The sequence below is a fragment of the Microbacterium esteraromaticum genome (genome assembly GCF_016907315.1).
GTDB classification, from domain to species: domain Bacteria; phylum Actinomycetota; class Actinomycetes; order Actinomycetales; family Microbacteriaceae; genus Microbacterium; species Microbacterium esteraromaticum.
The window spans coordinates 2,602,626-2,623,484 of sequence record NZ_JAFBBS010000001.1; the positions used below are offsets into that span (position 1 = coordinate 2,602,626).

The window sequence follows — 20,859 nt, forward strand, 5'->3', positions numbered from 1 at the left end:
TCGATGCGCACGCTGCTCACCGCCGATCACGTCCTCGCATGCGAGGACGGCCGGTTCATCGAGATCCGCTCAGGGGCGGTGCTCGTCGACGGCGGGACGATCGACTGGGTCGGACCTGCCCGCGAGGCGCCGAGCGAGGGCGTCGACGAGCGGATCGACCTCGGTCATTCGCTTCTGATGCCTGGCCTCATCGACCTCGAGGGTCTCGCCGACATCGACCATCTTCAGCTCGACTCGTGGCGCGACGATGACGGCTGGGCTGAGCTGCGGTGGTCGCGCGTGTATGCCGAGAGCGATCCAGTCGGGGCGCTGAGCCCGGCGGATCGCCGGCTGATGCGGCGGTACGCGGTGGCGCAGCTCGCACTGCACGGCATCACCACGTTCATGCCGATCGCCTCTGAGGTGCACACGCCGTGGGCCGAGACCCATGATGACCTCGTCGACGTGGCTCGCGCCGCGCAGGAGTTCGGCCTTCGCGCCTGGCTCGGGCCGTCGTACCGCTCGGGCGTGCCGGTGACCGAGGCAGACGGGTCGCCTGGCGTCGCATGGGATGAAGCGCGGGGCGAGCGCGGTCTCGCCGACGCCGTGCGCTTTCTCGACACGCTCGAGGACTGGGCCGATCCTCTGCTGACCGGGGTGCTGGCCCCGTGCCGCATCGAGCATGTCACCGAGGAGCTGCTGCGCGAGACGGCGCGAGTGTCGGCCGAGCGCGATGTGCTCGTTCGCGTGCACGCCCTGCAGGAACTCGGCGAGCGCGAGCACTTCGACCGGGTCGCCGGCACCACGCAGCTCGGGCTGCTCGAGCGCGCCGGACTGCTGGGGCCCCGGCTCATCGTGGCGCACGGTGTCTACCTCGACGTGCACCCCGACGTGCACGGCGAGGACAGGGGCGAGCTCGCCGCCATCGCCGCGGCGGGCGCGTCGATCGTGCACTGCCCGCTCGCCAACGCCCGCTACGCCTTTCTGCTCGAAGATCTCTCGCAGTACCTCGACGCCGGTGTGAACATCGCGATGGGCACCGACTCGTTCCCGCCCGATCTGATCCGCGCCATCGATCACGGCGTGCAGCTGTCGAAGGCGCAGCACGGCGACCTGTCGCGCGGGATGCTCGCCGAGTACGTCCAGGCGGCGACGCGGGGCGGCGCGAGGGCGCTGCGACGCCCCGACCTCGGCCGCGTCGAGGCGGGTGCTGCCGCCGACCTCGTCGCCTTCGCGCTCGACGACGTCCGCACCGGGGCTGTCGAGGATCCGCTTCGCACCTTGGTGCTCGCCGGCACCGCGCGAGACGCGCGGTTCAGCATGGTCGCGGGTCGCGTGGTGCTGCGCGACGGCGCGCTGCCCGGGGTCGACCTCGACGAGTTGCGCAGGGAGGGGCAGCGCATCTTCGACATCCTGCGCGCCTCGTACGCCGATCGCAGCGCGCGTGAGGCGACGCCGGACGAGATCTTCCCGCCGGTCTTCCCCGTTCGTCGCTGAAGGGCCGGACCCGCACCGAGAACTGCGATGTCCGATTTCCGCCAGCCGGGCGCTCACGGTCGTGACAGCATGGAGGCATGAGCACCACTGAGCACGACGAGCGCTATCGTGCGATCAGCGCGAAGGACACCCGCTTCGACGGGCAGTTCGTCACAGCCGTGCGCTCGACGCGCATCTACTGCAGGCCCAGCTGCCCTGCCCGCACTCCGAAGCCCGAGAACGTCACGTTCTACCCCACGAGTGCGGCCGCGCACGAGGCCGGCTACCGCGCCTGCAAGCGCTGCCTGCCCGAGGCTGCGCCGGGATCGCCCGCATGGAATCTGCGAGGCGACGCCGCAGCCCGCGCTATGCGCCTGATCGCCGCGGGGGTCGTCGAGCAGGAGGGCGTGCCCGGTCTCGCCCGCCGCCTCGGCTACTCGCCCCGGCACCTGACCCGCCTGCTCACCCACGAGCTCGGCGCCGGCCCGCTCGCCCTCGCCCGCGCGCACCGCGCGCACACCGCTCGCATGCTGCTGGTGGGCACCGACCTGCCCATCTCGGAGGTGGCGTTCTCGGCGGGGTTCACGAGCATCCGCCAGTGCAACGACACCATCCGCGAGGTCTTCCAGATGACACCAGGCGACCTGCGCGCCACGCGCCGGGTGGGAGCACCGGCGGCGCACGACGGGATGCAGGGGGCGATCGACCTGCTGCTGCCGCATCGCACGCCGATGGACGCGGCCGGCGTGTTCGCCTGGATGGACGCGCGGGCACTGCCCGGCGTCGAGACCGCGACGCCGACATCTTTCGCCCGGCACCTCCGGATGCCGGGCGGTCCGGCGCACTTCGAGATCAGGCAGACCGAGGAGGGACAGCTGCGCCTGCGCGCGAAGGTCACCCGTCTCGGCGACCTCGCGCCGCTGGTCTCGACCGCACGACGACTGTTCGATCTCGACTCCGACCCGCAGGCGGTCGACGAGGCGCTCTCCGCGCACCCGGAGCTGGCTCCGCTCGTGAGCGCGATGCCGGGCATCCGCGTGCCAGGCGCGGCCGACCCGCACGAGATGCTCATCCGCGCCATGGTCGGACAGCAGATCACCGTCGCCGCGGCCCGCACCGCGCTGACGTCGCTCGCCGAGCAGCTGGGGGAGCGGCTGCCGGACGGTGGGCTGCTCTTCCCGACCATGGCGGCGATCGCCGAGCATGGCGCAGAGGTGCTGCGCGGGCCCGCAGCCCGCATCCGCGCGATCACCGGCGCCGCAGCAGCGCTCGCCGACGGCTCTCTGACCCTCACTGTCGGCGACGACGCCCCCACTCAGCGTGCGGCGCTGCTCGCGATGCCCGGGATCGGCCCGTGGACCGCGGACTACGTGCGCATGCGGGTCATCGGCGACCCCGATGTGTTCCTGCCAGGGGATGTCGCCGTCCGCGCCGGCGCCGCAGCATCCGGACTGCCCGCGGACCCGGCATCCCTCACCGCCTGGGCGGCGCGCATCGCGCCCTGGCGCAGCTACCTGACCGCTCACCTGTGGCGCGCAGCACCGGCTCGGCCGGTCAGGCGCGCCCGCACCGCATCGAAGGAGTCCTCATGACCGCACTCATCCAGACCATCCAGACCGCGGACGGCCCGCTCACGATTCTGGCCGATGACGCGCAGCAGGTGCTGGCCTCCGGCTGGAGCGACGATCAGGGCGCGATCATCGCGCGGGTGCATCCGTCGCTGCGCCCGAGCGCGATCGGCGAAGGCGAGACGGATGCCGCCGACGCGGCGCGTGCGTACTACGGAGGCGATCTGCACGCGATCGACTCCGTGCAGGTGCGCCAGCGCGGCACCGCGTTGCAGGCAGCCGGGTGGGAGGCGCTGCGCCGCATCGAGCCCGGCCGTCCGCTGAGCTACAGCGAGTTCGCCGTCGAGCTCGGCAGCCCGCAGGCCGTGCGCGCCGCCGCATCCATCTGCGCCCGCAACGCCCCTGCGCTGTTCGTGCCGTGCCACCGCGTGCTGCGCAGCGACGGCTCGCTCGGCGGCTTCGCCTGGGGACTGCCGGTGAAGCAGAGCCTGCTCGCCCGCGAGAGCGGCGCGCTCTGACGGAAGCTGCTCCGACTCTCCGCGGACTCTTGCGCAGAAAGCGCCTTCCCCAATAGGCTCGAAGGCTGTCGCGCCGACCGGGCGACGAAGCCGAGCCTCAGGAGGAAGCCATGATCACGACGACTGTCACCACACTCCTCGGCTCGCGCGCACTCCGCCTGCGCGACTGATCGCGCGGCCGGCGACCCGAGTCGCCCGAGCCGCGCCCGCACCGGATGCCCTGGCATCCGCATCCGTCTTCGTCACCCACTCGCCACGCAACCGAGAGTCATGTCTGCCACCTCCTCTTCGTCGTCGTCCCTGTCCACCTTCGCCGCCCTCTGGCGCCTCAAGCCCTTCGTCCAGCCGATCCTCGGCCGTCTCATCGGCGGCGCGCTCAGCGCGCTCGCCGCCGCCGTCATCGCCCTGATGATCCCCATCGTGCTCGAGCAGGTCGTGAAGAACTTCGACCTCGGGCCGGGCGCGAACAGCGCTGTCGGATTCGTGTTCGCCGGCGCCTTCGGCGTGCTCGCGCTCGCGTTCGGCGAGGCGGCGATGGTCTGGCTGCGCCGCTGGTTCATCCTGACTCCAGCCACCGAGGTCGAGTTCCAGATGCGTGCCGAGCTGTACTCGCGGCTGCAGAACCTGCCGGTCGCGTTCCACGACCGCTGGCAGTCGGGCCAGCTGCTCAGCCGAATGATGCAGGACATCGGCCTCATCCGGCGCTGGATCGCCTTCGGGCTGATCCTGCTGGTGGTCAACGTGCTGACGATCATCATCGGCGCCGTGCTGCTGTTCCGCTGGCACTGGCTGCTCGGAGTGATCTTCCTCGTCACGGGCGTGCCGATGTGGATCCAGGGATACCTGTTCGAGAAACGCTACGGCACCCTCGCCAGACGCAGTCAGGACCAGGCCGGCGACCTCGCCACCAGCGTCGAGGAGAGCGTGCACGGCATCCGGGTGCTCAAGGCGTTCGGCCGCGGCAAGCACGCGCTGTCGCGCTTCAGCCATCAGGCCGAGACCCTGCGCGAGACCGAGCTGAGCAAGGCGCGCGCGATCGCCGAGATCTGGTTCTGGCTCGACCTCATGCCGCAGATCGCGTTCGGCCTCAGCCTCATCTCGGGGATCTGGCTGATCGCCCAGGGTCAGATCGACGTCCCGCAGCTGTTCGCGTTCTTCGCCATGGCGGCCGTGCTGCGCTGGCCGATCGAGTCGATCGGCTTCCTGTTCTCGTTCATGCTGGATGCCCGCACCGCCACCGACCGCGTGTTCGACATCTATCAGGAGACGAACACCATCACCGACCCCGAGAACCCTGTGCGGCTCGGGCAGGCGCGCGGAGAGCTCGCGTTCGAGGGTGCCCACTTCCGCTATCAGGACGCCGGCCCCAGCGAACGCGACCTGCTCGACGGCATCGACCTCGTGCTGCGGCCCGGTGAGACGATGGCGCTGGTCGGCCTGACCGGATCCGGCAAGACCACCCTGACCACGCTGCCTGCTCGTCTCTACGACGTGACAGCGGGGCGGGTCACGCTCGACGGCGTCGACGTGCGCGATCTCGAGCTCGCCGAGCTGCGGCGTCACGTGGCGATGGCCTTCGAGGACGCGACACTCTTCTCCGCATCCGTCCGCGAGAACGTGCTGCTCGGTCGAGCCGATCTCGACATCCACGGCGAAGAGGGTGAGCGCGTGCTGCGCGAGGCTCTCGACGTCGCCCAGGCAGGGTTCGTCGACACGCTGCCGGACGGCGTCGAGACGGTCATCGGCGAGGAGGGGCTGAGCCTCTCCGGCGGCCAGCGCCAGCGTCTCGCGCTGGCGCGCGCGGTCGCCGCCGACCCGAAGGTGCTCGTGCTCGACGATCCGCTGTCGGCGCTCGACGTCGACACCGAGGCGCTGGTCGAAGAGGCGCTTCGGCACGTCCTCGCAGAGACGACGGCGCTGATCGTCGCGCACCGGCCGTCGACGGTCGCGCTCGCCGACCGCGTCGCGCTGCTCGAACGCGGCCGCATCACCGCGGTGGGCACGCACTCCGAGCTGCTGCGCACGAGCTCGCACTACCGCCACGTCATCTCGAGCCTCGAAGCCGAGGAGGCGGCGCGCACCGGCGCGATCGACATCATCACCGACGCGAGCATCGACGCGTCGACGAACGAAGAGGAGGTGCAGGCATGAGCATCGCAGGCACCCAGGGCGAAGACCGCTCCAACTACACCAAGGCCGAGAGCCGGGCGATCCGCCAGCGATCGCTGCGCCTGCTCGGTTCGCTCGTCGAGCCGCTGAGACTGCGCATCGTGATCGCCGCGCTCGTGCTCGTCGTCTCCACGGCGCTGCAGGTCGCGGGGCCGATCCTCATCGGCGTCGCTCTCGACCGTGCGCTGCCGCATCTGCTCGAGACGGCCGACTGGATGCCCGCGATCACCGTCACGATCGTGTACCTGGTCGCCGGCATCACCGCCTCGGCGCTGATCGGCCTGTACGTCGTGCTCGCCGCGCGTATCACCCAGGCGGTGCTGCTCGACCTGCGCAAGCGCATCTTCCTGCACACGCAGCGGCTCAGCCTCGAGTTTCACGAGTCGTACACGTCGGGCCGGATCATCTCGCGCCAGACCAGCGACCTCGACTCCATCCGCGAGCTGCTCGACGGGGGACTCAACAACCTCGTCTCCGGCGTGCTGTTCGGTCTGTTCACCTTCATCGCGCTGGTGATCGCCGACTGGCAGTCCGGTGCGATCCTGCTGATCGCGGGCATCCCGCTCCTGCTGCTGATGCGCTGGTTCTACAGCCGCTCTCAGGTCGTGTACCGCGAGTCGCGCGTGATCAGCGCCAAGGTGATCGTGCAGTTCGTCGAGACCATGACCGGCATCCGAGCAGTGAAGTCGTTCCGCAAGGAGCCCCGCAACGACGAGACGTTCCGCAAGGTCGCCGGCGACTACCGCGACATCAACCGCCGGTCGATGGTGCTGTACGGCACCTTCGAACCGGGGCTGATGGCCATCGCGGCGCTGACCCTCGCCGGCGTGGTGCTGTGGGGCGGTTTGCGGGTGGCCGACGGCGCACTGGGCGTCGGAGTCCTGCTGGCCACCGTGCTGTATGTGCGCAACTTCTTCGCACCCATGCAGGAGATCGCGATGTTCCTCAACTCGTACCAGTCGGCCACAGCCGCGCTCGAGAAGGTGTCGGGCGTGCTCGAAGAGCAGCCGACCGTGCCCGATCCCGAGAAGCCGGTCGATCTGTGGGAGTCGCGCGGCGCACTGCGCTTCGAGGACGTGCGGTTCGCCTACAGCAACGACAAGACGATCCTGCCCGACTTCACGCTCGACATCCCGGCGGGGCAGACCATCGCCCTGGTCGGCACCACTGGTGCCGGCAAGTCGACCCTCGCCAAGCTCGTCTCGCGCTTCTACGATCCGACCGAGGGCCGGGTGACCCTCGACGGCGTCGACCTGCGGATGCTGCATCCGAAGGACCTCCGCCGCGCCATCGTGATGGTCACGCAGGAGGCCTATCTGTTCAGCGGAACGGTCGCCGACAACATCGCGCTCGGGAAGCCCGACGCGACGCTCGACGAGATCCGCGCTGCCGCCCGGGCCGTGGGGGCCGACGAGTTCATCTCCGCCCTGCCCGACGGATATGGTACCGACGTCAACAAGCGGGGCGGCCGGGTGTCGGCCGGGCAGCGTCAGCTGATCTCTTTCGCGCGTGCGTTCCTCGCCGATCCCGCGGTGCTCATCCTCGACGAGGCGACGGCTTCTCTCGACATCCCGTCGGAGCGGCTCATCCAGGAAGCGCTGCAGACGCTGCTCGCCGATCGCACGGCGATCATCATCGCGCACCGCCTGTCGACGGTCGCGATCGCCGATCGCGTGCTGGTGATGGAGCATGGCCGCATCATCGAGGACGACACCCCTGCGGCGCTGATCGGCGGCACCGGCAAGTTCGCTCAGCTGCACGCGGCCTGGCAGGAGACGCTGGTCTGAGATTAGGTTGAAGAGGTGGAACCGATCCTGCTTCTGGCCGCCGAGCTGTGGTGGGTCGCACCTGCGGCGGCCGGAGCAGGGGCCACCGGTTATGCGATCGTGCGAAGGCGGGGGACGGTGAACGGCAGAAGACTGGGCTATGACGCGGCGCGATTCGAGCTGCGCCGGGCGCAGCTCGATGCACGCGCCGCCGCGGATGCGGCTCGGGTTGCACGGGCCGACGCCGCGCGGGTGGCGGCCGAGAGGGCTGCGGCCCGTGCGGACGCCGCGGCCCTGGCATCCGCCCGCCGTGCTCTGCGCGAGGCGCAGCTCGCGTCTCGCGCAGCCGTCGCGCGGGTGAAGGTGAGCCGAGTGCGGGTCTCGACCGAGCGGTCGGCGATGACCGCCGGCGGGATGCTTCCGCTGGAGCGTCTGCGCGCAAGACACGATGCCCTGCTCGCACGCTGGATGGAGTACGAGACCGACGCTGCGCGTGCGATCGCCTTTCCCGGGATGAGCGACGGGCGTCAGCCTGCGACCGCCGCCTTCCTCGCGGCACTCGAGCGGGCACGCGACGCTCGACCTCGGCCGGAGTCGCGGGTGACGGCGGAGGAGTTCGCCGGTTACCGGGCCGCCGTCGACGATCTGGAGCGCACCTTCGACGTGGCCGAGCGGGCGGCCCGCGGCGAGCAGGTGCACCCCGAGCTGCCGGATGCGCTGTGGGACGCCGCTCGGACCTTCGCGATCCGCACGTCCGACTCGGTGATCGCCTGGACGCGCAAGCGCCGCCCGTAGTCGCCTACGAAGGACCGCCGCAGTTCTGAAGGACCTTGAAGCCGACATAATCCTTCAGAGCTGCCGGAGTCCTAGATTCGTTCGCGTGTCGGTGTGGGGTGCAGATGCAGCCCACGGCTGATCGCTGCCGCGAGCGTGCGCTCGACGTGGTTCCAGTCGTAGATGATCTGCGAGTACGAATACCGGAACACCGTGTAGCCACGCAGTCGAAGCTCTGCATCGTGCGCCAGGTCTCGAGTCCGGTCGGCAGAGGATGAGTGGAACGACCAGCCGTCGACCTGGACCACAAGGTGGGTGCCGATGAGGAAGTCGACCGGATGCCCGGCGAGCTGCACCTGGAATCTCAACCGCACGCCCCACGCGCTCAGCCGTACATGGAATACGGTCTCGAGCGACGAGTCGGTGCCACCGCGCGTGTGCTGCAGGCACCGGCGCGAGGCTGCGCTGCGCCAGGGGACCTGTTGCAGGGCGTCCAGGCTGATCGCCTTCGTGCGGACCGCGGACTCCCATATCGCGACCGCCTGATCCAGCGCGAAGCACTGCGCGACATCGGCGAGGGCATCTTCGACGGTGGCCTCGAGCCGCCGCGGCCGTGACGGCCCGAACGACGTCGCCCAATGCGCCGTGGTCCCATCCTGCCGGACGACGCCGTTACGGGGCATCCGGAGATGCACCCGGCTATCGGCATCCGGCGGCACCCACCATCCGCGCCGCCGTGCGAGACTCACGCAGCTGACCTGACCTCCGCTTTCGGCGGCCGCCAGGTGGTCGAGGGCTGCCCCATCCGACGCTATCCACTTCGCGCGGATTCGGTTCACGCGGCCCGCGCGGATCGCTGATCGCACGTGCGCGGTCGAGTAGCCCGCATCTGCAGCGTCGTCGCGATTGGCGATGCGTCCGCGCGTCTCCATCCAGCTCACGAGATCCATCGCACCACCGTGCCTCAACGAGGAGACGCCCTGACGCGTGGATCCCAGGAATGGGGGACGGGCGGCCGGCGTCGTCCGGTTGTGGAGGATCAATCCTGAAGGACGTCCGCACTTCTGAAGGACTTCAGGCCGGACGGCTTCCTTCAGAACCGCAGCCATCCTTCAGAAGCGGAGTCGGGGGCTCGCGGTGCGGCGCGCGGGAGCGCTCTCAGGCGTAGCGGCGACGAGGTCTCGATGGGGGAGGGGATTCGAGACCCCGCCGCCGGTTCAGTCCGTGACGCGGATCTGTGCGACGACCTCGCCGTACTCGGTCTCATCGACCGGTTCGAAGCCGACGCGGCGGAAGAACGCCTCGGGGCCGCCCTCACCGGCCTCGTAGATCACGTTCACGTGATCGACGCCGCGCGCCCGCGCCTCGTCGATCAGAGCCTCCACGGCGAATCGCCCGACGCCTCGCCGCTGGTCGTCGGCATCGACGTTGATCCGCCACAGCACGCTGCGGAAGTGCTCTTCGGGTGTGTCGGCGTCGAAGCTCGCGCTCACGAAGCCGACCACCTCGTCGCCGTCGAGGACGACGCGCTGCCACGACGTCTGCGGGTTCACGACTGTCGCGGCGATGCCGTACGACACAGGAGCGAGGAACTGCTCCTGTCCAGGACGCAGGGACAGATTGTTCACTGCGACGATCGTCGCAGCGGAGAGTTCTTCCACGCGCAGTTCCGACATGACCCCAGGCTAGCGCGTCGTCGGCGCTGCGTGTATTAAGACGACGTGAACCCGGCGGGGCTCGCCGGGGAGACTCGGGTATCTTGGTATCGAGATAAATCTTGCCCTCGCGAACGGAGATCCCGGTGACCGACGACGCCATCATCTACACCTACACAGACGAGGCGCCGGCTCTGGCCACCGCTTCCTTCCTGCCGATCATCAAGGCCTTCACCGGCCAGGCGGGCATCGAGGTGGAGACCCGCGACATCTCGCTGGCGGGTCGCATCCTCGCCGCCTTCCCTCAGAAGCTCGCTCCCGAGCAGCAGGTCGGCGACGCGCTCGCCGAACTCGGCGGCCTCGCCACGCTGCCCGAGGCGAACATCATCAAGCTGCCGAACATCTCGGCGTCCATCCCGCAGCTCAAGGCCGCCATCGCCGAGCTGCAGGAGAAGGGCTTCGACGTACCCGACTACCCCGACGAGCCGCAGTCGCTCGACGAGAAGGATGTGCGCGCCCGCTACGACAGGATCAAGGGCTCGGCCGTCAACCCGGTGCTGCGCGAGGGCAACAGCGACCGTCGCGCACCGCTCGCGGTGAAGAACTACGCCAAGAAGCACCCGCACCGCAACAAGCCCTTCGCCGAAGGGTCGAAGACCCGCGTCGCGACCATGGGCCACGACGACTTCAAGAGCAACGAGCGCTCGTGGGTGGCTGCTCACGATGACGTGCTGAGCTTCCAGCACGTGGCCGCCGACGGCACCATCACGGTGCTCAAGGAGGGGCTGAAGGTCCTCCCGCGCGAGATCATCGACGCCACCTTCCTCTCGGCCAGGGAGCTCGACGCCTTCCTCGCCGAGACCCTCGAGCAGGCCAAGGCCGATGACGTGCTGTACTCGGTGCACCTCAAGGCGACCATGATGAAGGTCAGCGACCCGATCATCTTCGGGCACGTCGTGAAGGCCTTCTTCGCGGATGTCTTCGCCCAGTACGGCGACAAGCTCGCCGAGGCCGGGCTGAGCGCCAACGACGGACTCGGCTCGATCCTCGCCGGGCTGTCCGAGGTCGCCGGCGGTGACGAGATCGCCGCCGCATTCGACAGGGCGATCGACGACGGTCCCCGCCTGTCGTACGTCAACTCCGACAAGGGAATCACCAACCTGCACGTGCCCAGCGACGTGATCGTCGACGCCTCGATGCCCGCGCTCGTGCGCAACGGCGGCAAGCTGTGGGGCGAGGACGGCGGCGAGGCCGACACCATCGCGGTGATCCCCGACTCGTCGTACGCCAGCGTCTACCAGGCGGTGCTCGACGACGTGATCGCCAACGGTCCGCTCGACCCGGCGACCATCGGCACCGTGCCGAACGTCGGCCTGATGGCGCAGGCGGCGGAGGAGTACGGCAGCCACGACAAGACCTTCGAGATCGCGTCGGACGGCATCGTGCAGGTGCTCGACAGCGAGGGAACCGTGCTCATCGAGCACACGGTCGGCGCCGGCGACATCTGGCGCGCCACCCAGACCAAGCACATCCCCGTCATGGACTGGGTGAAGCTCGCGGTGACCCGCGCACGCGCGACCGGCGCGCCCGCGGTGTTCTGGCTCGACGCGAACCGCTCGCACGACGCGCAGATCATCGCCAAGGTGCACCAGGGCCTCGCCACGCTCGATACGAAGGGCCTGACGATCACGATCCTCGCCCCCGAAGAGGCGACCCGCTACACGCTCGCGCGCATGCGCCACGGCCTCGACACCATCTCGGTCACGGGCAACGTGCTGCGCGACTACCTCACCGACCTGTTCCCGATCCTCGAGGTCGGCACGAGCGCCAAGATGCTCAGCATCGTGCCGCTGCTCGCCGGCGGCGGTCTGTTCGAGACGGGCGCGGGCGGCTCGGCCCCCAAGCACGTGCAGCAGCTGGTCAGCGAGAACTATCTGCGCTGGGACTCGCTGGGTGAGTTCTTCGCGCTCGCCGCCTCGCTCGAGCACTTCGCCGACCGCACCGGCAACGAGAAGGCACGCGTTCTCGCTGAGACGCTGGATGCCGCTACCGGAACCTTCCTCGAAGAGGACCGTTCACCGGGTCGCGCGCTGGGCACGATCGACAACCGCGGCAGCCACTTCTACCTCGGCCTCTATTGGGCACAGGAACTCGCGAAGCAGACGAAGGACGCGGAGCTCGCTGCCGCATTCGCTCCGATCGCCGAGACCCTCGCAGCCAACGAGCAGAAGATCGTCGGCGAGCTGAACGCCGTGCAGGGCCAGCCGATCGACATCGGTGGCTACTACCGCCCCGATGCCGCGAAGGTCGACGCCGCGATGCGTCCGTCGGAGACGCTGAACGGCGTGATCGACGCGCTGTGATCTGAGAAAGAGAAGAGGCCGGATGATCAGCATCCGGCCTCTTCTCGTATGTCGGCGCCTGCGTTGCGCAGTCGCCCGCAGATCAGTCGTGCACCCAGACCTCGGTGCCCTTGGTGGTCCACTCCCACACGAACTTGGCGGCGTCGATGGGCATGTTCACGCAGCCGTGGCTCATGGGGGTGCCGAAGTTGGAGTGCCAGTAGGTGCCGTGCAGGGCCTCGTCGCCGTTGTAGTAGGTGACGTACGGCACGTTGGGCGTGTAGTAGAACGGCTTGACGGTGGTGTCTTCGCGGCCCATGTTCTGCGAGCGCAGCTGCGCGTACACGCGGAAGCGGCCCTTGTCGGTGGGGGTGGCGCCCTTGCCCGACGAGATCGACCACGACTTCACGAGCTTCTCGTTCTCGTAGAGGTAGGTGCGCTGCTCGCTGAGGTCGACCTCGACCCGGCGGAACAGGTTGGTCGACTCGAAGGGAGTCGAGGTCACCGGCAGTGCGAAGGCGGAGTCGCCGCCGCCGAGCTTCTCGGCGAAGTCCGACGCGGTGTTCGACGTGTCGCCCAGCACCCGGCCTTCCTTGCCCTCGGTGATCGCCTTCAGCACCTTGCCGTCGGAGTCGACGATGTTGCGCGCGTTGACGACCTCGCGATCGACCTTGGCAGGCAGGGTGTCGACCACGGCCTGGATCTTCGCGGCATCTGCGGTGATCTTGAGCTCGCCCTCGACGGCATCGACGGTGAGCCACGACGCGGCCACCTCGGGCGCGATCGGCACCGTGCGCTCGTCGCCCACATAGAAGCCCGCCTTGGCCAGCATGCCGTTGAGCTTCTCGACCGTCGCGGCGGCCTTCTCGTCGGTGATCAGCGGTGCGACCTCGGCGGGGTCGCCGGAGTAGGTGAACGATGTCTTGCCTGCGGCGAGGGCGGCGGTGAACTCGGTGGTCAGATCGTCGACCGAGATGCCCACGCCCGGTTCGGCAGGGGTGGCCGCGTACTTCTTCGCCGCAGCATCGAACGCGACCGTGGCGTCGGTCGCGGGGGTGTAGCTGGCGGGAACGGCGGCGCGGAGCGCGCTGTCGGCGACCTCGGGATCGAGAGTCACCTCGGCGTCGATCGGGTCGCCCATCCAGGCGCCGAGGTTCCACATCGGCCGGTCGGCGAATGCCTGGTCCGCGAGCCGGGTCGCGTCCACACCGGCGCCGAGGTCGGCCCCGTCGACACGGGCGCCGTCGCCGGCCCCGGTGAGCTGGACCTCGGTGGACGCCAGGCGGGCGCTGACGGCCTCGGCTGCCATGCCCGGGGTCATGAACCCGACCGGTACGCCCCCGATGGTCGTTCCTGGGGCGATCAGCAGCAGTGAAGCGCCCGCCGCGGCGATGGCGAGGGCACCGACGCCCAGGCCGATCCACAGGCCGAGGCGCCGCTTCTTCGGCGCGGGCTCCATGGGGGCCCACTCGATTGGCTGGGACCCGTCGATGGGCGGTTGCACGGCGGTCTCGTCATCCGCCGAGACGGCGTTCGACTGGCCAGTGCCCGGTCCGGAGATCAGGTCGGTCACGGACTCACCCCCCTAGATGCTGCGTGACGTGTCTTTTCATGGTACGGGACAGGGGGTAACGGGGAGGCAACGTCTGCCGCGGAGTACGGTGACGGGGGTAACGTTTCGGTAAAGCGACGCTCGGATCGGTCGGTAGCCTTGCGTTCGGGTGGGTTCGTAAGGTCTACTAACAAATGTGGAACTCCCCAGCGAGCAGCGCGCCGCAGCAGCGGCCCAGAGCGTTCTGACCGGCTCTTTCGGCGGGGGGAGGGGCTTGCGCACGGCCGGGAAGGTGCTGCCAGAGCAGGCCCGTTCGCACAACCGCTCCCTGGTGTTGCAGACGCTGTACCACCGGGGCGAGATGAGCCGCGCCGACCTGTCGCGCGAGACCGGGCTGACGCGCGTCACCATCTCGGATCTTGTGGCCGAGTGCATCGCCGATGGCATCGTGCGCGAGATCGGAGTGCGCGAGGTGGCGGGCCCCGGCAAGCCGCCGATCGTGATCGACATCGACCGCGAGGGTCATCAGATCATCGGGGTGGATCTCTCGGGCACCGCGTCGTTCCAGGGCGCCGTGCTCAACCTCGACGGCCACATGCTGCACCGACGACACGTCTCGCTGCCCGTCGATGCCGATCCCGAAGAGGCGTACGCAGCCGTCGTCGAGCTCGTGCGCGGACTCATTGCCGCGGCTGATCGTCCGGTCCTCGGCATCGGAGTCGGCAGCCCGGGGATCGTGCGCCCGGACGGAACGGTGCTCAGCGCCCCCAATCTCAGCTGGAGCGATCTTCCCCTCGAGCAGCGGCTGCACGACGAGTTCGCCATGCCGGTGCTCGTCCGCAACGATGCGAACGCCGCCGTGCTGGCCGAGTACACCTTCGGGGCGGCACGGTCCGATCTCATGCTGATCCGCATCGGGCGGGGAGTCGGCGCCGGTCTCATCGCCGGCGGGCAGGCCGTGATCGGCGGCCGCTTCGCCGCTGGCGAGATCGGCCACGTCGTCACCGGCACGGACGACGGTCCGCTCTGTGCCTGCGGCAACCGCGGATGCCTGGAGGCCTGGGTCAATGCGCCGCACCTGCTGGCGCTGATCGAAGCGGACCCCGCGCGCCGGGGCGAGATCCTCGCGCAGGCCGGCCGGCGCCTCGGGATCGCGATCGCGCCCATCGTCGCCGCCCTCGACCTCTCGCAGGTCGTGCTCGCCGGAGCGCCCGACCTGCTCGGCGGCGAGTTCGTCGCGGCGGCCACGAAGACGCTGCACACACGGACGCTGGACGGGGTCTTCGAAGACGTGGAGATCCTGCTGACCGAGCAGCGCGACATCGTCCTCAGAGGAGCAGCCGTGATGGTGCTCTCGGCCCAGCTGGGAGTGTCATGACCCCGATTCCCGACGGCGGCGTGCGCATCGGTCTCGACGTCGGAGGCACGAAGATCGCCGGGATCGCTCTCGCAGAGGACGGCACGCCGCTCGCGGGTGTCCGCAGGCCGACGGGCTGGGGCGACGCCGAGGTGCTCGACGGCACGGTGGCGGCAGTGACCGAGCTGGTCGGGCAGCTGGACGTGCCGCTCCACGGCATCCGCTCGGTCGGCATCGGGATCCCCGGTCTCGTCGACGCGGAGGAGGGACTCGTGCTGCACGCGGTGAACCTGGGCGTCGCGTCTCTTGCTCTCGCCTCACATATCCGGGATGCCCTGGGCATCCCCTGCTTCGTCGAGAACGACGTCAAGGCCGCCGCGCTGGGGGCCGCCTCCCTGCGCCAGGATGCAGATCCGATGGCCTACCTCAACCTCGGCACCGGGGTCGCCGCGGGCCTCATCATCGGCGGTCGCATCTGGCGCGGCGCCCGCGGCACGGCAGGTGAGGTGGGACACCTCGTCGTCGACCCGCGGGGGCGCCTGTGCGGCTGCGGGCAACGCGGCTGCATCGAGACCCTGTGCGGCGGCGGTGCGCTCGCGCGTGCCTGGGGGCGGGGAGGCGATCTGCCGGTCAGAGACATCCTCGACGCGGCGGACGCGGGAGACGCGTCCGCCGTGCTCCTGCGCGACGACCTGTTCCGCGGCGCGGCAGCCGCCGTGCGCGCACTCGTGCTCTCCGCCGATGTCGAGACCGTCGTCATCGGCGGCGGGCTCACCGCGCTCGCGCCGCGGATCGAACCAGGCATACGCGCCCAGCTGCGCGACGACGCCGCCCACTCGCCGTTCCTGCAGTCACTGCGTCTCGATGAGAGAATCGAGCTGCTGTCGCCCGAATCCCCCGTCGCCGCGATCGGCGCTGCGCTGCTGGGTCCTGTGATCTCAGGTTCCCACCCCCTCGAGAAGGAGATGCCCGCTCATGGCTGAAGTCGTGATCCTCGACAGCAGGGATGCCGCAGGCGCCCTCGTCGCCGACGAGATCGTCCGCCTCATCGACGATGTGAAGAGCCCCGTGCTCGGTCTCGCCACGGGGTCGACCCCTCTGCCCGTGTACGAGGCGCTCCGCGAGCGCCTGGCCGGTCACGACGTCTCGCACGTGCGCGGCTTCGCACTCGACGAGTACGTCGGGCTCGACGTCTCGCACCCCGAGAGCTATCGCTCGGTCATCACCCGCGAGGTCATCGAACCACTGGGCCTCGACCCCGAGCTGATCCGCGTGCCCAACGGCAGCCTCGAGACGATCCGGCACGCGGGCGACGACTACGAGCGCGACATGATCGAAGCCGGGGGCGTCGACCTGCAGCTGCTGGGTATCGGCACCGATGGTCACATCGGCTTCAACGAGCCTGGCTCGTCATTCGCCTCCACCACCCGCCTGAAGACCCTCACCGAGCAGACGCGCGAAGACAACGCCCGCTTCTTCGATTCGCTCGACGAGGTTCCGCGGCACTGCATCACCCAGGGTCTCGGCACGATCCTGCGCGCCCGTCACCTGGTGCTGCTCGCCTTCGGCGCGGCCAAGGCGGATGCCGTCGCCGCCGCGCTCGAGGGGCCCGTCAGCGCCATGATGCCCGCCTCGGCGGTGCAGCTGCATCCGCATGTCACGGTCGTCCTCGACGAGGATGCGGCGTCGAAGCTCGCGCTCGCCGACTACTACCGCTACAGCTACGACAACAAGCCCTCCTGGCAGGGCATCTGACGCACGGCCGACTGCTGCCGACCGCCGCGCTCAGGCCCAGGCGATCGGCAGCAGGTGCTCGCTGCTGAGCGGCGCGAGCGGGACGCTCGTCCAGTCGCCGGGCTCCAGCCAGCGGAGCTCGGCGAGCTCGGCCTGCACGACGACATCCGTCGGCTGCGCCCGCAGGGCGAACGCATCGGCGACCACACGATGGTCCGGCTCGTTCGCCGCGGCTGATACGAAGGTGCCGAGCGGAGTGAGGTCGGCCTCGTCGACCCGCAGCGCCAGCTCCTCCTCCAGCTCGCGGATCAGGGTCGCAGCTGCGCTCTCGCCCGCCTCCGGCTTGCCGCCGGGCTGCATGAAGCGCGTCGTGCCGTGCTTTCGCACCACCAGGGCGTGGCCGCGGTCATCGACGATGACGGCGGCGCTGACGTGGATGTCAGGCATCGGGGAACACCTTTCCCGGGTTCAGGATGCCCTGCGGGTCGAACACGCGCAGGATCTGCTGCTGGATGTGCCATTGGTCGTCGCCGAGCTCTTCGGCGAGCCAGCGGCTCTTGAGGAGGCCGACACCGTGCTCGCCGGTGAGCGTGCCGCCCAGTCGGATCGCGGCGCGGAACAGCTCATCGGCGGCGGCCCAGATGTGCGGTGGCACGGTCTCGCCCTCGAAGACGAAGTTCGGATGCAGGTTGCCGTCACCGGCATGGGCCACGGTCGGGATGCGGACCCCGAACTCGCGCTCGATCCTGGCGATCTCATCGAACATCGCCGCCATCGCGCTGCGGGGCACGGCGACATCCTCGATCAGGGTCGTTCCGAGAGACGCCATCGCAGGGTGCATGGAGCGGCGGACGGCGAGCAGCCGCTCACCCTCGGCCGGGTCGTCGGACACCGTGACGACTCCGCCCGCGGCCTCGAGAACGGCGGCGATGTGCTCGGCCTCGTCGCGCGCGGCGGGCCCGTCGGTCTGAATGGTCAGCTGGGAGGTGCCCGGCGTCGGGGCCGGGAGGCGCAAGAGTGCGTGCACCGCGCTGAGGGATGCCGCATCCATCAGCTCCATGATGGCGGGCTGCACGCCCGCGGCCGTGACCGCGGCAGAACCCGCGGCTGCAGCGCGGACGGTCGGGAACGAGGCGACGATCGTGCACACGGCTCCCTCGACGAGCCGGCGCAGCTTGAGAGTCGCGCCCACGATGATGCCCAGCCGGCCCTCCGAGCCGATCACAAGCGAGGTGAGGTCGAGGCCAGTGACGCCTTTTACCGTGCGATGGCCGAGTCGCAGCATCCGGCCGTCGGCGAGCACGATGTCGACGCCGAGCACCGCGTCGCGCACCACGCCATACTTCGCGCAGAGCAGCCCGCCGGCTCCGGTTGCGATGTTGCCGCCCACCGTGGAGATCTCACGGCTGGCGGGGTCGGGGGCCCACCACAGGCCGTGAGCGGCGAGCTGTGCGTTGAGATCGGCATTCAGGATGCCGGGTTCGACCACGGCGAGCAGATCATCGGCACTCACCTCGAGTACACGGTCCATCCGTGCAGTCGACAGCACGATCTCGCCTGGGCCCGCGTTCGCCGCACCGGCGAGGCCGGTGCCCGCACCGCGTGTGACCACCGGGGTGCCGGTCGCCGAGGCGATGCGCATGACGGTCTGCACATCGTCGACCGAGCGCGCGTGCACGACCGCGAGGGGAGCGCCGGGGGAGCGATGCCCGCTGCGGTCTGCGCGGGCCGCCTCGAGCACCCCTGCCGAAGTGTCGACGATGTCGCCGAGTTCTCGCGCGAGGCGCTCGAGGACGGTCATGAGACGGTCGCGACCCGAGAGATCAGCCGAGGGTGCGGCGCCCGGCGATGACGCCCGAGGCGACGGCGACGACAGCGAACGCGATGCCGGCCCAGGCCTGGCCGATCGACCACCAGGCGAGAGTGACGCCGACGTAGATGAGCACCTCGACCAGAGCACGCAGGAACGGATGCAGACGCAGTACGGGGCGCGGTGAGAGGAACAGTGCCCAGACGAGGAGCGTGAGCAGCGGCGCGCCGATGCCGACGACGATGTTCCACGGCGTGGCCCACTCGCCGAAGCCCCACAGGGCCAGCGTGGCGAGGGCTGCGAGCAGCACGAGTACGCGGACGATGTCGAGCGGGGTGACGGCAGGACGCTGCACGCCCGGTTCGGCGACGATGGGCTGGGACATGCTCCCAGTCTATTCGGCCGGGACCGGGGCGAACGGCTCGAGGTCGGTGAGCAGCGAGAACAGATCGATGATCGTCGCGTCGGTGGTCACACCGTCGACGAGCTGCAGGAAGGTGAGCTGAGCGTTCTTGGTCAGCTCGGCCTGATTCGGCTGAATGATCAGAGAGCCGTCGCCGTCCTCATCGAGGACCGTCTCGGATTGGGGGCGGCCTTCGGCCCGCATCCACACCTGAGCTGTCGCGCCCGGGGTGCCGCTGACGGGAACCGTGTACAGATTCTCGCTACCGGGGATGGGAGCGTACACGGTGAGCCCGGTCGGCTCCGGCTCGGGTGACGGGGTCTCTGTCGGCGTCGGCGTCGGCGTAGGCGTCGGTGTCGGCGTCTCGGTCGGGGGCGGGGTGGTTGTCGGCGTCACCGTCGGCGAGGGCGACGGGCTCGCACTCGGTTCCGGAGAGAGCGACTCGGACGGATCCGGCGTCTCGTCCGCCGACGGCAGAGGCGACGGGGTCGCGAGCGCCGGGCGCGGTGCCTTCGCCGCCGTGTCATCGATCGGCGTGACGGGCGCGACGGGAGCCTTCGGGGCGGGAGCGGCCTGACGATCGTCGTCGACCTCGACCATCACCGGCTCGCCTGCCTTCATCGAATCGTCCGGTGCGACCTCGGACGCGATCGACGACGAGTCCGGGTCGGAGGCACTGGGGCGCGAAGTGGCGGGGCTGGCCGCCATCATCGCGGGCACGACCGCTGCAGCGGCGACGACTCCGGCGACGATGAGAGCGGCGGATCCGGCGCCGACGAGAGCGCCGATGCCAGAGACGGAACCGGAGCCCGACGAGGCTCCTGCGCTCGCAGTCGCGCCTGCACCTGCCGGTGCACCTGCGCCCGCGGAGGTGACTGCCGCGCCGCCGGCGCCGCTGACCACGACGGCACCTTCGACAACGCTGCTCGGCATCGCGGCGAGCGCGACGACGGGCGCAGATCCGGTCTGCAACGAGGCGAGGTAGGCGCTTGCACCGCTGACGCCGAGCACGAGGGGAAGCAGCACGAGGGCGAGACGATTCGAGACGTCCTGCGCTTCGGCGGCGACGATCATGCAGCGTGCGCACGACTCGAGGTGGCGGTCGACGCGCTGCTGTGCGCGCGCTCCGAGGTTGCCCCGCGAATGCGCACCGAGGTTCTCGATGGTCCAGTGGCATTCGGAGTCTTCGCCGGCGTTGCGGAGGTGTGCTTGGATCCAGGCTTCGCGGAGGCCTTCGCGGGCTCGGAAGCTGAGCTGGGAGACGGCGCCGGTGCTCATGCCGAGCAGTGGGGCGATCTCGGAGGGCTTCATCTGCTCGATCTCGGAGTACCAGAGCACTTCCTGCCAGCGGGAGGGCAGGGAGCGGAATGCCTGTGCGGTGAGTCCGCGGTCGAGGGCCTCGTCGGCGGCGGATTCGGTCGATGACGGGTCGGCGACGGTGTCGAGTTCGTCGATGGGGGTCTCGCGGCGGGCGCGGCCCCAGGCGGCGGCGGTGTTGCGGATGCTGGTGAACAGGTAGGCGCGGAAGGATCCGTTGGGACCGCCGCCTTTCAGGATCGCCTGGTAGATGCGGGCGTAGGACTCCTGCACGAGGTCGTCGGGGTCGATCGAGGAGGTCACCGATCGTGCCACCGTGATCCCGGACGGGTAATGGCGACGCCACAGCTCACCGAACGCCTCAGCATCACCCGACCGCGTGCGCAGCACGAGATCAGCGTCAGCCAGCACCTCGCTGCCCGTATTCTCTATCGTCACG

17 protein-coding genes are annotated in these 20,859 nt (G+C 69.7%); 10 read left to right on the forward strand and 7 right to left on the reverse strand.

Annotated elements, in window-relative coordinates:
- Positions 1-3: 3 nt before the first annotated feature.
- The 6 genes from JOE67_RS12420 to JOE67_RS12445 all read left to right on the forward strand — a co-directional run bounded on the left by JOE67_RS12420 (position 4) and on the right by JOE67_RS12445 (position 8,271).
- Positions 4-1,476, forward strand: a complete 1,473-nt coding sequence (locus JOE67_RS12420) for a chlorohydrolase family protein (RefSeq protein ID WP_204975858.1) — start codon at positions 4-6, stop codon at positions 1,474-1,476.
- A 77-nt stretch (positions 1,477-1,553) separates the two neighbouring features.
- Positions 1,554-3,047, forward strand: a complete 1,494-nt coding sequence (locus JOE67_RS12425; RefSeq protein WP_204975859.1) for an Ada metal-binding domain-containing protein — start codon at positions 1,554-1,556, stop codon at positions 3,045-3,047.
- Positions 3,044-3,541: a methylated-DNA--[protein]-cysteine S-methyltransferase gene (locus tag JOE67_RS12430; protein ID WP_204975860.1), complete on the forward strand. Its 498-nt coding sequence runs from the start codon at positions 3,044-3,046 to the stop codon at positions 3,539-3,541. Before JOE67_RS12425 ends, JOE67_RS12430 begins: the two co-directional genes overlap by 4 nt.
- Before the next feature lie 270 nt (positions 3,542-3,811).
- Positions 3,812-5,692 (forward strand): ABC transporter ATP-binding protein, encoded by a 1,881-nt coding sequence (locus JOE67_RS12435; RefSeq protein ID WP_204975861.1) that lies wholly within the window; start codon positions 3,812-3,814, stop codon positions 5,690-5,692.
- Positions 5,689-7,497 (forward strand): ABC transporter ATP-binding protein, encoded by a 1,809-nt coding sequence (locus tag JOE67_RS12440; protein WP_204975862.1) that lies wholly within the window; start codon positions 5,689-5,691, stop codon positions 7,495-7,497. The genes JOE67_RS12435 and JOE67_RS12440 overlap by 4 nt, the downstream gene beginning before the upstream one ends.
- Positions 7,498-7,512: 15 nt before the next feature.
- Positions 7,513-8,271: a hypothetical protein gene (locus JOE67_RS12445; protein WP_204975863.1), complete on the forward strand. Its 759-nt coding sequence runs from the start codon at positions 7,513-7,515 to the stop codon at positions 8,269-8,271.
- Between the two features lie 71 nt (positions 8,272-8,342).
- Here the strand turns inward: JOE67_RS12445 and JOE67_RS12450 are convergent, their stop codons facing one another.
- Positions 8,343-9,200, reverse strand: coding sequence for an endonuclease domain-containing protein (locus JOE67_RS12450; RefSeq protein ID WP_204975864.1), 858 nt, complete (start codon positions 9,198-9,200; stop codon positions 8,343-8,345).
- A 267-nt stretch (positions 9,201-9,467) separates the two neighbouring features.
- Positions 9,468-9,926, reverse strand: coding sequence for a GNAT family N-acetyltransferase (locus tag JOE67_RS12455; protein ID WP_204975865.1), 459 nt, complete (start codon positions 9,924-9,926; stop codon positions 9,468-9,470).
- A 125-nt stretch (positions 9,927-10,051) separates the two neighbouring features.
- On the opposite strand from JOE67_RS12455, the gene JOE67_RS12460 reads away from it, so the two are divergent.
- A complete protein-coding gene (locus JOE67_RS12460; protein ID WP_204975866.1) occupies positions 10,052-12,268 on the forward strand; it encodes an NADP-dependent isocitrate dehydrogenase in 2,217 nt (738 codons plus the stop codon).
- A gap of 82 nt (positions 12,269-12,350) precedes the next feature.
- On the opposite strand, the gene JOE67_RS12465 is transcribed toward JOE67_RS12460, so the two are convergent.
- The gene (locus JOE67_RS12465; protein ID WP_204975867.1) at positions 12,351-13,820 is read right to left on the reverse strand and encodes a L,D-transpeptidase family protein; all 1,470 of its coding nucleotides are present in this window, start codon (positions 13,818-13,820) and stop codon (positions 12,351-12,353) included.
- A 175-nt stretch (positions 13,821-13,995) separates the two neighbouring features.
- Between JOE67_RS12465 and JOE67_RS12470 the strand changes: the two genes are divergently transcribed.
- The 3 genes from JOE67_RS12470 to JOE67_RS12480 are packed head-to-tail and all read left to right on the forward strand — an operon-like array spanning position 13,996 to position 16,911.
- On the forward strand, positions 13,996-15,177 hold the full coding sequence (locus JOE67_RS12470; protein ID WP_204975868.1) for an ROK family protein: 1,182 nt from the start codon (positions 13,996-13,998) through the stop codon (positions 15,175-15,177).
- Entirely contained in the window at positions 15,174-16,139 is a 966-nt protein-coding gene (locus tag JOE67_RS12475; protein WP_204975869.1) for an ROK family protein, read from the forward strand. The genes JOE67_RS12470 and JOE67_RS12475 overlap by 4 nt, the downstream gene beginning before the upstream one ends.
- Positions 16,132-16,911, forward strand: a complete 780-nt coding sequence (locus JOE67_RS12480) for a glucosamine-6-phosphate deaminase (protein WP_204975870.1) — start codon at positions 16,132-16,134, stop codon at positions 16,909-16,911. Before JOE67_RS12475 ends, JOE67_RS12480 begins: the two co-directional genes overlap by 8 nt.
- Before the next feature lie 30 nt (positions 16,912-16,941).
- Here the strand turns inward: JOE67_RS12480 and JOE67_RS12485 are convergent, their stop codons facing one another.
- From JOE67_RS12485 to JOE67_RS12500, 4 genes are read right to left on the reverse strand one after another with little or no spacing between them, the layout of a single operon-like run.
- Positions 16,942-17,337 (reverse strand): NUDIX hydrolase, encoded by a 396-nt coding sequence (locus JOE67_RS12485; RefSeq protein ID WP_204975871.1) that lies wholly within the window; start codon positions 17,335-17,337, stop codon positions 16,942-16,944.
- On the reverse strand, positions 17,330-18,691 hold the full coding sequence (locus tag JOE67_RS12490; RefSeq protein ID WP_204975872.1) for an FAD-binding oxidoreductase: 1,362 nt from the start codon (positions 18,689-18,691) through the stop codon (positions 17,330-17,332). Before JOE67_RS12490 ends, JOE67_RS12485 begins: the two co-directional genes overlap by 8 nt.
- A gap of 22 nt (positions 18,692-18,713) precedes the next feature.
- Positions 18,714-19,085: a YrdB family protein gene (locus JOE67_RS12495; RefSeq protein WP_204975873.1), complete on the reverse strand. Its 372-nt coding sequence runs from the start codon at positions 19,083-19,085 to the stop codon at positions 18,714-18,716.
- Positions 19,086-19,094: 9 nt separating this feature from the next.
- On the reverse strand, positions 19,095-20,858 hold the full coding sequence (locus tag JOE67_RS12500) for a sigma-70 family RNA polymerase sigma factor (RefSeq protein WP_204975874.1): 1,764 nt from the start codon (positions 20,856-20,858) through the stop codon (positions 19,095-19,097).
- Between the last annotated feature and the right edge of the window lies 1 nt (position 20,859).

Bases quoted from the DNA above. Each gene is read 5' to 3' on its own strand.
- JOE67_RS12485 (WP_204975871.1), bottom strand. From the start codon at position 17,337: ATGCCTGACATCCACGTCAGCGCCGCCGTCATCGTCGATGACCGCGGC.
- JOE67_RS12450 (WP_204975864.1), bottom strand. From the start codon at position 9,200: ATGGATCTCGTGAGCTGGATGGAGACGCGCGGACGCATCGCCAATCGC.
- JOE67_RS12430 (WP_204975860.1), top strand. From the start codon at position 3,044: ATGACCGCACTCATCCAGACCATCCAGACCGCGGACGGCCCGCTCACG.
- JOE67_RS12480 (WP_204975870.1), top strand. From the start codon at position 16,132: ATGGCTGAAGTCGTGATCCTCGACAGCAGGGATGCCGCAGGCGCCCTC.
- JOE67_RS12475 (WP_204975869.1), top strand. From the start codon at position 15,174: ATGACCCCGATTCCCGACGGCGGCGTGCGCATCGGTCTCGACGTCGGA.
- JOE67_RS12440 (WP_204975862.1), top strand. From the start codon at position 5,689: ATGAGCATCGCAGGCACCCAGGGCGAAGACCGCTCCAACTACACCAAG.
- JOE67_RS12455 (WP_204975865.1), bottom strand. From the start codon at position 9,926: ATGTCGGAACTGCGCGTGGAAGAACTCTCCGCTGCGACGATCGTCGCA.
- JOE67_RS12425 (WP_204975859.1), top strand. From the start codon at position 1,554: ATGAGCACCACTGAGCACGACGAGCGCTATCGTGCGATCAGCGCGAAG.
- JOE67_RS12495 (WP_204975873.1), bottom strand. From the start codon at position 19,085: ATGTCCCAGCCCATCGTCGCCGAACCGGGCGTGCAGCGTCCTGCCGTC.
- JOE67_RS12490 (WP_204975872.1), bottom strand. From the start codon at position 18,691: ATGACCGTCCTCGAGCGCCTCGCGCGAGAACTCGGCGACATCGTCGAC.
- JOE67_RS12420 (WP_204975858.1), top strand. From the start codon at position 4: ATGCGCACGCTGCTCACCGCCGATCACGTCCTCGCATGCGAGGACGGC.
- JOE67_RS12435 (WP_204975861.1), top strand. From the start codon at position 3,812: ATGTCTGCCACCTCCTCTTCGTCGTCGTCCCTGTCCACCTTCGCCGCC.